Origin of the sequence: Rhizobium leguminosarum (assembly GCF_004123835.1) — a bacterium.
Taxonomy (GTDB): Bacteria; Pseudomonadota; Alphaproteobacteria; order Rhizobiales; family Rhizobiaceae; genus Rhizobium; species Rhizobium leguminosarum_M.
In genome coordinates this window covers 421,253-433,247 of sequence record NZ_MZMU01000002.1, presented here as the reverse complement: position 1 = coordinate 433,247, position 11,995 = coordinate 421,253, and the positions used below count along the sequence as shown (strand labels likewise).

Below are 11,995 nucleotides of genomic sequence, written 5' to 3'. Positions count from 1 at the left end.
CGTTCACTTCCCCGCTTGGTGAACGACGGTCCTTGCATCCCTGAGAGGGGATGCGTGCCTGCCTGCAGGCGACGAGAGGGCTCCTCCGCCCCGCGCCGCCGCCGGCCGGCCTCAGTCTGTCAATCTCCGCCCGGTTTCGGTGTCGAAGAGATGAACATGCGCGGCGTCGATCGAAACGCGCAAGGTTTCGCCTGGCCGCGCGCTGACGCGTTCGCGGAAGACGCAGCTGAGGTCGCTGCCGCCGAGCCTGAGGATAAGATGCGTCTCGTAGCCGGTCGGCTCGATCACCACGATTTCGCCGGGCAGCCCGTTGGCATCGAGTAAAATGTATTCCGGGCGCAGCCCGTAGACGAGGTCGCGGCCGATGGCGTCGGCTGGCGGATTGGCGACCGGGAGCGCAGTGCCGTCGGATGCCCTGAAACTTGTCGGGTTTTCGGGATCGAGCCTGCCCTTGATCATGTTCATCGCCGGCGAGCCGATGAAGCCGCCAACGAAGAGATTGGCTGGCTTGTCGTAAAGCTCGAGCGGCGTGCCGATCTGCTCGACGACGCCGTCATGCATGACGACGATCTTGTCGGCCATGGTCATCGCCTCGATCTGGTCATGGGTGACGTAGACCGTCGTCGTTTTCAGCCGCTGGTGCAGTTCCTTGATTTCGGCGCGCATGGCAACGCGCAGCTTCGCATCGAGGTTGGATAGCGGTTCGTCGAACAGGAAGACTTCCGGATCGCGCACGATCGCCCGCCCCATGGCGACACGCTGGCGCTGGCCGCCGGAAAGTTGGCGCGGATAACGGTCGAGCAATTTGTCGAGACCGAGGATGCCGGCGGCATATTTCACCCGCTTCTCGGCTTCCGCCTTCGGCGCCTTGTTGAGCATCAGCGAGAAGCCCATGTTCTGCTGCACCGTCATATGCGGATAGAGCGCATAGTTCTGAAACACCATGGCGATGTCGCGGTCCTTGGGCGGCAGAGTGTTGACCACACGCCCGCCGATCTTGATCTCGCCGCCGGAAATGTTCTCAAGTCCCGCCAGCATCCGCAGAAGAGTGGACTTTCCACAACCCGACGGGCCGACCAGGATCACGAACTCGCCGTCGGCAATGTCGATATCCACGCCTTTAATGACCGGAAATGCCCCGAATGATTTCCGCACATCCGCGAATTGAACGCCTGCCATACCCACTCCTCCCAGAAATCGAGCGCTACATGCTATGTATTCGTATTTTCGTATATCTTGCCTGCGGCCTTATCTTCTCAAGTCCTTCTGCCGCTGCAATCCCGCATATGCGGGTGTGCCCGGGCGATACTCTCCTCCTATGGGGCGGTTTTAGCCCAGCCCAATCTCATCCGGACGCACCCGGAGCGTCTTCGGCGAGGTAGACCTCGATCAGCTCGTCCACCGTGGTTTCGGCGACGAAACCCAGTTGCGTCGCGCGTTCGGGCGCAAAGGACTTCGGCCATCCGGCGACGATCCCTTCAATGACCTCGTCGCGGCGACGATCGATCAAGTCCGCCGCCTCGGGACCGGCAGCACGGCGTAAGGCGGCAATCTGGTCGGCAACGGTGGCGGCGACGCCCGGCATGGTAAGCGTGCGCCGAACACCCAACGCCGCCGTGTCGAGCGTCGCAGCATGGATCAGGAACTTGATGGCGGAGCGCGGGCTTGCCAGCCAGTGCTTGACCGTTTCTTCGACCGGGAGAATAGCCCGCTGGCCTGCAAGCGGTTCCCGCAGGATTCCGGAAAAGAAACCCGATGCGGCGGCATTCGGCGCACCCGGCCGGATCACGATGGTCGGCAACCGAATTCCGACGCCGTCGATAAAGCCGCGCCGCGAATAGTCGGCAAGCAGAAGCTCGGAAATCGCCTTCTGGACTCCGTAGCTGGTAAGAGGTGCGAGGACGTAATCATCGGGAATCGGATCCGGAAACGGCGAGCCATAGACCGCGATCGACGAGGAGAATACGAACCGGGGAACATAGGCTTGGCGGCTTCCTTCCCGGCGGATCGCTTCCAACAGCGATCGCGTGCCATCGAGATTGACCCGATAGCCGAGTTCGAAATTGCGCTCGGCTTCGCCGGAAACGATCGCGGCGAGATGGAAGATCACATCGGGCCGGTGAGCCGCCAGGGCTTCCGCCGCACCGCTTTCGGAAATATCAGCAGCCAGCGCTTCCACCGGCCAGGAGACACCTGCGGGTACCGGCGGCGGCGCGATATCGGCGAGCGTCATGCGCGTGATCGCATGGCCGCCGAGGGAGCCGGTGCGCCCCAGTGTGGCGGCGAGCTTCCGGCCGATCATTCCTCCCGCCCCGATAATGAGAATATGCATCGTGTTTCGCCTCCCTGCGAGCTACGAAAAGAGCAGCTTGGTCGTCGTATAAATACGGGTTTCGTGGATCGCGAAGGCAGCGGACGCGGCATCCGGATCCCGCGTCTCCAAGCCGGCAAGGATCATCCGATGATCGGCGATGCTGGTGGCGATACTTCCGGGCTGCGATACGACGCGCCTTCGGTGGCTCAGCAGATAGGAATAGAGGTCGGCGGCCATATCAGCCAGCACCGCATTGCCGCTGGAACGGTAGATGGCGGTGTGAAATTCCCGGTCACATATCAAAAAACGAACAGGATCGTCACAGGCGGCTTCCTGTGCTGCAATCGACTTGCGGAGATAATCAAGAGTTGAAGGCTCCATCTTGAGCGCGGCAGCCCTGACGACCTGTGCTTCGATAAGAAGCCTCGCCTCATGAACATTGTCGAGACTGTAGGCCGCGATGTCGCGATACCGCGCAGCCTGGACGGCCAATTCGCCCACATCCTCTGATGCCACCACCGTGCGCGTTCCGTGCGCAACCGAGAGAATGCCATGGGTGGAAAGGATAAGGATCGCCCCACGGACGGTCTCGCGGCTGACCGAGAGTGCGGAGGCGAGTTCACGTTCGCTGGGCAGCGGATCGCCCATTGAGGATGCCGGTGGCAATGAAGGTCGCAATCTTCTGGACGACGAAGTCTCTCATCGACTTCTTCGGCGCTCCACCGAGCGCCGCAACGTCGTCTTCGAGCATCGCTCGAACGTCCATTGCTTTTCCCTCCCCGCGCTCAGGTCTACTGGTCCGGTAAGTGGACCAGTAGACCTGAGCAAAAGAGGATTGTCAACGCATGATGGCACGCGATCTACCCAACCGTTATTTGGAGCAGTTTTGTGAATGGCAATATCAGCACACCGAGAAGACCAGCTGATCACAGCGCCGGACGGACTGTAGTCGCCGGAACATTCAGTTTGCGCTTCGATTACCCCTCCTCCACAAAGGAGGAAACGATCATGGATCACACCAACCACGTACGCTTGACGACTTCAGAACTTACCCCTGCCTTCCTCGAAGGTGCCACCATCTATGGAGCCGACGATCACAAAGTCGGCAAGGTCGATCATATCCATGGCGCGGGCGCCGGCGGCTCCGCGGTCATCGACGTCGGAGGCTTTCTGGGTATCGGCGCGAAGCCTGTTGCAGTTCCGATCTCGGATCTTGAGTTCATGCGCGATGAAGACGGCGACGTTCATGCCGTTACGAGCTGGACCGAGGACGAGCTCAAGCAGATGCCCGAGCACCGCGACTGAGCGTAATCACATGATGCCTTCCGTCCTGGCGTAGTCGTTGACGCTGCAGAGCGGAAGGCCCATCTACTCGTACATGGCAAAACCCAAGACCACTGACGATGCGGAGCTGATCAAGGAGTGGCCCCTATCGACCGCAGCCACGCTCGGATCATCCGTTCGCGCGAAGGGGATTCTGCTGGAAATTCGCGCACGTCTGCCTTTGGCGGTGAGAAAGTCGCTCGAAATCGAGGCGGGTGCTCTGACATTGGCGATGGCTGAAACGGCTAAGAGTGCGTTCCGTGCTGCTTCGTCAGTCGTTTCCAACGCGCTCGAAGACATCGAAAGCCTGCCTGTGATCCCCCGTGAAATCCAGGATATCCTGACGATCTCTACTACCGAGAGACATCGCTGGCTCAGCGACGGGCGCTTGCCCAGTGCAGGAACCCGCACGGTGAAGCTGCGTGGGCGGGCGAGGAAAATTACCTTCCACGTATTCGACCCGCGCGTGGTGGAGGACATCCTCGACCGAGACCTGGTGACAGTCTGGCGCGAAGAGGATGCTGAAGCTACGGCCGAGAAACGACGACGGGCAGCCTTGAAAGCGAAGTTGACGCGTTCGCTGAAGACCAAGGCCAAGACCCCTTCGAAACCTGATGCCGACCCCGACGATGCGTCACGTTCGAAACCTCTCGGCTGGGAAGAGTTCAGTCGCGATGGGTTGCTCCGCTAAGGCGGCGGAACCTCTGCAACGCAGTCTTCGATCCCTTCCCAATAGTCGCCGAAGGCATTTCGGCGACCTTGAAGATCGGGTCGGCATCACAGACGTGGAGGCATGCTGCAATAGAGCTCTCCGGAATTTCTCCTTCGCGAGGAGGACGAGACAAAATGCGTGATTCCATCCCTCGTCTCACCGATGTCCTTTGTCCTAAGGCTGGAGACACTTTTTGGCGGCTTCAATCCGCAACTCTGTCTAATGGTGTCGATCCGCTGATCACTTCTCGCAAAGCTTGGCCAAGTTCTTCTCCAGACTTCGCCGGAGGGCGCCAGAGATTTCAGTCTCAAGTCCTTTGACGATGTCGCCGAACCTGCCACCGGTCTTCACGATCTCGATGGAGGTCTCGGTCATCTTGCAGGTCGTAAGGTCGACCTTCAGCCGAACCTCAGCGGTCGCTGAAAACCCTCCTTCTACCAGCGCTTCGTCCGAGGTCTTGCAAGCAAGCGTGCCGCGGGCGCTCGCCTCCGCGGTGTTGCCATTCACCGACAATTGCAGGTTTTCGATCTTCACGGAATCGAGCTTGTCGACGCCTACCTCCACACTGATGCCGAAGCTCGATACCTTGGTCTTCAACGACCTGCATGGCTGCGCATCTCCGATGGCCCTCTCCAGGGCATTCGGTGCCTGTGCGTTGGCGAAGGAGCATAGCTGGAGGAGAGAGACTCCTGCCGCTAGCAGGCCTAAACAATTCCGCATCGCTCTCCCATCTCCCTGGATTTCATGCAGGCGCCTCTGAATGATAGGGCGGGATCGGTCTGCGGGAAAGGCAATGACGGTTGCCCGACCATGACCGTCGCACAATGAACTTAGACGTCAAATATTGTTTTACGACCGATGGAAACTACGTCGTTTGCAGTACGAGCTCGTGGCCGCGGCGAATGGCGAGCCACATCCCTCGCATTCCGATCCGATTACCTGCCCTGAAAGATCCTGTGTCGTCTTTCGAGCCACTCGTCGATCTTCCCGCGACATGTTTCGGAAACTGTAAGCACAGGAGACCGCAGCTCCGCGGATCGCTCTTAGAACACTGATCTGTTCGAAAGAAAGTGATGATTTTTCAGATCGATATTGGCTTCATGAGCGGCGACTGTGTTCAGGAAACGGTCGAGCATCGAGTTGAAGCTCTCCGGCTTTTCCCAGAAGGGCGCGTGACCAGCACCTTCCATTACATGCGCTTTGCCTTCGAAGAGCAACTGGATGTTCAGGCCCGAAAAATAGCTGAGTTTGACAAAGGGGTCATAAAATCCATTTACAAAAGCAATGGGTATATCAGCCTGTTCGACGGTGCGGCGCTGATCCACCCCCTGCCCCCGCAACATTGCGCGAGAAAAAACGCTCCTTAGTCTCCCGTCTGCGCGCGCTATAGCATCGCGAAAGGAGGGGTTGCTCGTGTCTCCAAAGCAAAGAGACTGAAACCGCTCCACGTCACGCGATGTAAAGTTCTCTTTTGATGCCAGAAGAATATCAAATGACGGATGGAATCCCCGCAGCATTCCGAGGAGACCGCTGGGGACCGGTGGCGTGCCGCACAACATCAGGCCCGAAATGCCGTTGCCGCTGCCCGCCATCTCAATCGCGACGTGACCGCCAAGCGACCATCCCAGCACGGGAAAGCGATGAAGCCCCAGGCGGGCTGCCACCTCTCCTATGCAGTCGGCAAGACCGGTGACGGTGTAAGTTGACTGCGGATCTCGAGCGTCGCTCGATTCGCCATGTCCCGGAAGATCGAGTGCAATCAGACGCCAATTCCGGGACAAAGGGCTGTGTAGTTGCTGTGAAAAGACCGTCCGTGAGCTGCCGGAACCGTGTATCATAACCAGTGGTGCAGCGCCATCAATAGTGTCACTGATGCGCACAGCGCCGTGGCTGGTGTCGATTGTACAGTGAAATACGTCCATAAGCTGCGACCCCTAAAGCGCAGCCAAAGTCTTGCACGAAAATATCTACGGCAGGTGCATGATCATCGTAAACCAGATCTAAACCAGGTCGTGCAATCACGGCACGTTTCAGTGCGGTTACGTATATACATCAATCATTTGCCTTGGCGTTGTATACGGGTTAGGTCTGTCGCAGCAGCAATTGTAACCAACCTTTCAAGTGGGCATCGAGATGCAATTTCTTCTGGACTTTATTATTTCGATCACCAGCCTGACTATCGTCGGGTTCTGGGCGTGGTCGTTGCGAGGCCACTTCAACTCGCCGAAGATGGAAGCCGGAGCAAAGCTGATCACCGTCGTCGTCATCGCGACTTCGGCGTTTTTCCTGTACCTGGTTTGGTCCGGGACGCAGATGCTATGGGTACAGGTAGTAGGACTGGGATTTGAAATCGGGGCGGCGAGCTTGTTCTGGTGGGCGGTGTCGGCGTCGCGAGAGGCCAGGTTGCGCTTTGTGTTCGACCCCGATCACCCAGATAGTCTTGTCACCGACGGTCCCTATCGCTACCTGCGGCACCCTTTTTACACGTCCTACCTGCTCTTCTGGTCGGGGTGGGCGCTGGCATCTTGGTCGATATGGTCGATCCTGCCGGTCTTATTTTTTACGGTTGTCTACGTGATTGCAGCCCGCAATGAGGAGAGGAAGTTCTCCCTATCACCGCTGGCATCCGAATATGAAGCCTATCGGCGCAAGACGGGCTTGCTGACACCGTGGTTCGATTGGCGGTAAACCCGCCTCCGAGGGAAGGGGTACGCATGGCGCGTTCCGCGTCAGACGCGATGAAGTTGTACCACGAGGCAGCGGCCCGATAGGCGAGTGACCTCTCGACGATTCGATAAAGCAATCAGCGTCGAAAGCCTCCGACCGATGGACTTTTCGGACTGCTCCACGGAAACTGTCGATCGTGGCCAGGCGAGTGTCGTTGCCTGCAACAAATCCAACTTGAACAGCACGGCATTAATCCGACGCCTGGCCCGGCTGTCGCCACGGTGGATCGCCGGCCGGGACCCGAACTCCCAAAGCAATTCCGGTTCGGGCTAACTATCACCTCGAACCGGTCCGCGGTAAGCCCCTCAATCAAGCCGCGACCCGCGCCTTAGCGAGGCGCTTAATCGCCTGTTCCAGTGGCCGTTGGCCGTCGCAATAGTCTTCCCAGGCCGACGATTTCGCCAGAAGCGCAGGAACGGTCCGGATGGTGAAGCGCTTGGGGTCCAGATCTGATTTGACCTGCGTCCAGCTCAGCGGCATTGAGACGGTGGCTCCCGATCGGGCGCGCGGTGACAAAGGCGCCACGGCCGTCGCCATGCGGTCATTGCGCAGATAGTCGAGGAAGATCCGGCCGTTCCGCAGGCTCTTCGTCATCTTGATCAGATAGAGATCGGGATTGTCGCGCGCCATCTGCTGGCAGACGTCGTGTGCGAAGCTCTTCGCTTCCGCCCATGAAAGTGGCTTGCGCTTGTTGATTGCGAGTGGCGTGACGACGTGCAGACCCTTGCCGCCGGTCGTCTTGCAAAAGCTGATCAGACCGAGCGCGTCGAGACGATCGCGCATTTCGCGGGCCGCCGAAACGACCGCGGAGAATGGCACGTCCGGACCTGGATCGAGGTCGAAGACGAGCCGGCCGGGCACCTCAGGCTGATGCGGTTCGCAATTCCAGGGATGCAGCTCGACGGCGCCGATCTGCGCGACGGCAGCCAAGCCTTCGACCCGGTCGATTTGCAGATAGGGCTTTTTATCGCCGAAGACCTTGACCAGTTCGAGAAGGTTCGAGGTGCCGGGCATCGCATGGCGCTGGAAAAATTGCTCGCCGCCGATCCCGTCGGGTGCGCGGATGATCGAACATGGGCGCCCCTTGATGTGCTCGATTAGCCAGGAGCCGACGGCTTCGTAGTAACGGGCCAGCTCTTCCTTGGTGACGGGTTTGCCGTCATTGGCATCCGGCCACAGCGGCTTGTCCGGGTTGGAGATCAGCACCCCCATGACCTCCGCCTTGGCGCCTTTTTTGCGGGTAGGGCTGGCCTTCACCTCCATGGCCGGCTGTGGCACGTCAGTTTGCGAGGGCTTTGCCGGCCGTTCGGCCTTGACCTCTTTGGCCGGCTTGTCGTCCCGCAAGCCCTTGAAGGCCGCCTGCCGGACAATACCGTCGGCGGTCCAGCCTGCGAATTCGATTTCCGCCACGAGCGTGGGCTTCAGCCACGTGACCTCGGCCTCCTTTTTCGGCGCGCCGATGCCGGTGAAAGGCGATTTTGCCGTCTCGAGCGCTTTCAACTTCGGAAGCAGCGTTTCAACCTTCTTCGCGCCATATCCTGTGCCGACGCGGCCGACATAGACGAAGTGGTCGCCGCGGTAGACGCCGACCAGCAGGGATCGGAATTTCCCGTTGGTCTTGGCATAGGCGCCGATCACCACCTCGTGGCCGGCGCGGCATTTGGACTTCGCCCAGCTTTCGGTACGGCCGGATTGATAGGGGGCATCCGCCTCTTTCGAGATGATGCCTTCCAGTGAGAGCTTGCAGGCAGACCGGAGAACTGCATCACCGCCGGTGTCGAAATGCTCGACGAAACGGATGCGCGGATCATTGCCGGCGTCGGACAGAAGGCTTTGAAGCCGCGTCTTGCGCTCGACGAGCGGCAGAGATCGCAAGTCCTCGCCACCCTTATAGAGAAGATCGAAGGCGAAATAGACGAGCTCGCCGGTCTTGCCTTCCGAAAGGGCCGCCTGCAGGGCCGCGAAATCAGGAACGCCATTATCGTCGAGGGCGCAGATCTCGCCGTCGATGATCGCATCGGGCAGTGTCGATGCCGCCTCGGCGATCTCGGGATATTTTGCCGTCCAGTCGAGCCCTTTCCTGGTCTTCAGCGTCGCCTCGCCATCCAGCACCCGCATCTGGATCCGGTAGCCGTCGAACTTGATCTCGTGAATCCAGCCGGTCCCGGCCGGAGGGCGTTCTAGGGTCCGGCAGAGCTGCGGCGCAATGAAATCCGGCAGATCGACTTTTGTGGCCGGTTTCGATTTCCGACCGCCTCCGGCGTTCTCTTTTCGCTCTTCGGCAGCCAGTCCGTGATTGCTGTCCCAGACGGCATCAGCCTGAACGACGCCATCCTCGACCATGAAAGGCTTGGGCTTTCGTCCCTTGCCGGCGGCAATCATCTCCATGGTTCGGCCGGAGGCGACAGAGGTGTCGTTCTCCTCGAGGATCGCCTCGCCATTGTTTTCGACGGAGAATTCATCATGGTGTTTGATGAGCAGCCAATTTGTCCGGTTGCCGCCGTTGCGATCATTGCGCATGCGCACCAGCACGAAGCTGCCGTGCAGGCGTTTGCCTTGCAGCGTAAACTTGAAATCGCCTTTCGCCAGCGCCTGCTCCGGGCTCTTCTTTCCTTCCGGTTCCCAATAGCCCCGATCCCAAAGCATAACCGTGCCGCCGCCATACTGGCCTTTCGGAATGGTGCCTTCGAAATCACCGTAGTCCAGCGGGTGGTCCTCCACCTCGACGGCCAACCGCTTGTCGTGCGGGTCGAGAGACGGGCCTTTGGTGACCGCCCAGGATTTGAAGACGCCATCCAACTCGAGCCGCAGGTCGTAGTGCAGCCGGGTGGCATCATGTTTCTGAATCACGAAGCGACGGCGATTGCTGCGGGCGAGTTGCGTATCGCCGCTCGGCTCCCCCGTCTTTTGAAAGTCGCGCTTCGACCGATAGGTCGATAGTTTGTCACTGGCCATGGCCGTTCCCGAAAGCAACCCCGACAGCGAAATGCCGTCTGGCGGCTGGAAGTTCCATCAGGGTGTTCCCCCAGCCCTCAGCGGATAAAATGGCTGGGGATAGACGAGAAAAATTTTCTCCGCCTCGCCGCATCGTTCTCTTGCTTGAAACGTTAATTGCTACCACCGGGATGCAAACATGCGCGCTGATCAATGGCTTTCTCTTCTCATCATCGCGCTGATGATGGGCGCCTTCCTGTGGGGTCGTTATCGATACGATATAGTCGCCGTGAGCTCCCTTCTCGCTGCAATCATTGTCGGCATCGTCCCTGCCAAAAATGCTTTTTCCGGCTTTTCCGATGACATTGTCATCATCGTTGGCAGCGCGCTCATCGTCAGTGCGGCGATATCCAGATCGGGGATCATGGATGTCGCCTTGCGCCGATTTTCTCCCGAACGACGCGGGCCACGGATGCAGCTGATCATTCTGGTTGCCATTGTCGCAGCCCTGTCGGCTTTCATCAAAAACATTGGTGCGCTGGCGATCATGATCCCGGTCGCTGTGCAAATGGCCCGGAAATCACGCGTATCACCGTCGATGTTCCTGATGCCGATGTCTTTCGCCTCTCTGCTCGGAGGGCTTATGACGCAGATCGGCACATCGCCAAACATCATCGTTTCCCGGGTGCGCGAGGAGATCACCGGGCAGCCGTTCATGATGTTCGACTATACGCCTGTCGGCCTGGCGCTCTCGGTCGCCGGCGTTGTCTTTCTGGCGCTGTTCTACAAGCTGCTTCCTGAAAGATCACGGGTCGAAACGTCGATGGATGAGGCGGTGGCGATCAAAAACTACACGACCGAGGCCAAGGTCACCACGCCATCAGGGGCGATCGGGCGGTCCGTCAGCTGGCTGCAGAAGCCAGCGGGCGGCGATGCGATGGTGACTGCGATTATCGGTGGCAATGGCCAAAGACGAACGCCCCTTCCCGACACGGTGCTCAAGGATGGCGACCTTCTTATTATCGAGGGGGAGCAGAGCGCCCTCGACAAGATCGTCAGTGAAGCCAAGCTTCAACTGTCCGACCGTAAACACCAGCCCGAGACACGCCAAGACATCAGTTCTGTTGAAGCTATCGTTGGCGAACATTCCCGATTGATCGGCGTCAGCGCAAAAGACGTTTCTCTCTTCCACAATACCGGGCTCAACCTTCTTGCCGTCAGCCGCCGCGACAGGCGCTTCACCGAGCGCCTGGGCGAGATCAAGATCCGCAATGGCGACGTCGTGGTCTTGCAGGGCGACTTGCAGAAACTACCGGATCTTCTACGCGAATGGGGATGTTTGCCGCTGGTCGAACGAGATATGAAGCTCGGCAACGCCCGCAATGGCATGATCCCCGTCATTATCCTGATGGCAACGATGGGGGCGACAGCCTTCGGGGGCATTCCCGTCGCGACAGCGTTTTTCGCCGCCGCTTTTCTGATGGTGGTCACCGGATCCGTTCCTTTGCGGGAAATTTATCAGCATCTCGATGCGCCCATTCTGATTATGCTGGCCGCTCTCATTCCGATCAGCGACTCGCTCAGGACCACAGGAACCACCGACATCATCGCGGACCTCCTCTCGCGAACCGCCGAAATGCTCCCGCCCTTCGGTGCTTTGGCTCTCATCTTGGTTGCGGCCATGGCCGTAACCCCGTTTTTGAACAACGCAGCGACGGTTCTGGTCATGGCCCCGATCGCCGCGACCTTTGCCGAGAAGCTGGGCTTTAGACCCGATGCTTTTCTGATGGCGGTGGCAATTGGAGCCGGCTGTGACTTCCTCACGCCCATCGGACACCAGTGCAACACGCTCGTGATGGGACCGGGCGGATATCGATTTGGTGACTACGCCCGATTGGGTCTGCCGCTCTCGCTCATTGTGGTGGTCGTCAGTGTGCCGATCCTGCTATTGGTCTGGCCGATCTGATTTGCAACCGACACCGGGC

The 11,995-nt window shown here is 59.2% G+C and carries 9 protein-coding genes and 1 pseudogene; 4 read left to right on the top strand and 6 right to left on the bottom strand.

From position 1 onward, the window contains the following. Positions 1-111: 111 nt before the first annotated feature. From B5P46_RS03435 to B5P46_RS03425, 3 genes and pseudogenes are all read right to left on the bottom strand, one after another. On the bottom strand, positions 112-1,179 hold the full coding sequence (locus B5P46_RS03435; protein WP_129417476.1) for an ABC transporter ATP-binding protein: 1,068 nt from the start codon (positions 1,177-1,179) through the stop codon (positions 112-114). A gap of 166 nt (positions 1,180-1,345) precedes the next feature. After that, positions 1,346-2,332: a D-erythronate dehydrogenase gene (denD, locus tag B5P46_RS03430; RefSeq protein WP_129417475.1), complete on the bottom strand. Its 987-nt coding sequence runs from the start codon at positions 2,330-2,332 to the stop codon at positions 1,346-1,348. Positions 2,333-2,353: 21 nt separating this feature from the next. Then, positions 2,354-3,080: pseudogene (locus tag B5P46_RS03425) on the bottom strand (FadR/GntR family transcriptional regulator). A gap of 242 nt (positions 3,081-3,322) precedes the next feature. Between B5P46_RS03425 and B5P46_RS03420 the strand changes: the two are divergent. Next, entirely contained in the window at positions 3,323-3,619 is a 297-nt protein-coding gene (locus tag B5P46_RS03420) for a PRC-barrel domain-containing protein (RefSeq protein WP_129417474.1), read from the top strand. A 73-nt stretch (positions 3,620-3,692) separates the two neighbouring features. Then, entirely contained in the window at positions 3,693-4,328 is a 636-nt protein-coding gene (locus tag B5P46_RS03415; RefSeq protein ID WP_129417533.1) for a hypothetical protein, read from the top strand. 261 nt (positions 4,329-4,589) lie between these two features. On the opposite strand, the gene B5P46_RS03410 is transcribed toward B5P46_RS03415, so the two are convergent. Together B5P46_RS03410 and B5P46_RS03405 are read right to left on the bottom strand one after the other, a co-directional pair. Next, the gene (locus tag B5P46_RS03410) at positions 4,590-5,069 is read right to left on the bottom strand and encodes a hypothetical protein (protein WP_129417473.1); all 480 of its coding nucleotides are present in this window, start codon (positions 5,067-5,069) and stop codon (positions 4,590-4,592) included. A gap of 323 nt (positions 5,070-5,392) precedes the next feature. Beyond that, positions 5,393-6,271, bottom strand: coding sequence for an alpha/beta fold hydrolase (locus B5P46_RS03405; protein WP_129417472.1), 879 nt, complete (start codon positions 6,269-6,271; stop codon positions 5,393-5,395). 211 nt (positions 6,272-6,482) lie between these two features. On the opposite strand from B5P46_RS03405, the gene B5P46_RS03400 reads away from it, so the two are divergent. After that, positions 6,483-7,037, top strand: coding sequence for a methyltransferase family protein (locus tag B5P46_RS03400; protein ID WP_129417471.1), 555 nt, complete (start codon positions 6,483-6,485; stop codon positions 7,035-7,037). Between the two features lie 348 nt (positions 7,038-7,385). Here the strand turns inward: B5P46_RS03400 and ligD are convergent, their stop codons facing one another. Then, on the bottom strand, positions 7,386-10,031 hold the full coding sequence (ligD, locus tag B5P46_RS03395) for a DNA ligase D (protein ID WP_129417470.1): 2,646 nt from the start codon (positions 10,029-10,031) through the stop codon (positions 7,386-7,388). Positions 10,032-10,209: 178 nt separating this feature from the next. Between ligD and B5P46_RS03390 the strand changes: the two genes are divergently transcribed. Further along, positions 10,210-11,976: an SLC13 family permease gene (locus B5P46_RS03390; RefSeq protein ID WP_129417469.1), complete on the top strand. Its 1,767-nt coding sequence runs from the start codon at positions 10,210-10,212 to the stop codon at positions 11,974-11,976. The last annotated feature ends 19 nt before the right edge of the window (positions 11,977-11,995 follow it).

Excerpts from the sequence above, each read along its gene's own strand:
- B5P46_RS03435 (WP_129417476.1), bottom strand. The coding sequence starts at position 1,179 with ATGGCAGGCGTTCAATTCGCGGATGTGCGGAAATCATTCGGGGCATTT.
- denD (WP_129417475.1), bottom strand. The coding sequence starts at position 2,332 with ATGCATATTCTCATTATCGGGGCGGGAGGAATGATCGGCCGGAAGCTC.
- B5P46_RS03420 (WP_129417474.1), top strand. The coding sequence starts at position 3,323 with ATGGATCACACCAACCACGTACGCTTGACGACTTCAGAACTTACCCCT.
- B5P46_RS03415 (WP_129417533.1), top strand. The coding sequence starts at position 3,693 with ATGGCAAAACCCAAGACCACTGACGATGCGGAGCTGATCAAGGAGTGG.
- B5P46_RS03410 (WP_129417473.1), bottom strand. The coding sequence starts at position 5,069 with ATGCGGAATTGTTTAGGCCTGCTAGCGGCAGGAGTCTCTCTCCTCCAG.
- B5P46_RS03405 (WP_129417472.1), bottom strand. The coding sequence starts at position 6,271 with ATGGACGTATTTCACTGTACAATCGACACCAGCCACGGCGCTGTGCGC.
- B5P46_RS03400 (WP_129417471.1), top strand. The coding sequence starts at position 6,483 with ATGCAATTTCTTCTGGACTTTATTATTTCGATCACCAGCCTGACTATC.
- ligD (WP_129417470.1), bottom strand. The coding sequence starts at position 10,031 with ATGGCCAGTGACAAACTATCGACCTATCGGTCGAAGCGCGACTTTCAA.
- B5P46_RS03390 (WP_129417469.1), top strand. The coding sequence starts at position 10,210 with ATGCGCGCTGATCAATGGCTTTCTCTTCTCATCATCGCGCTGATGATG.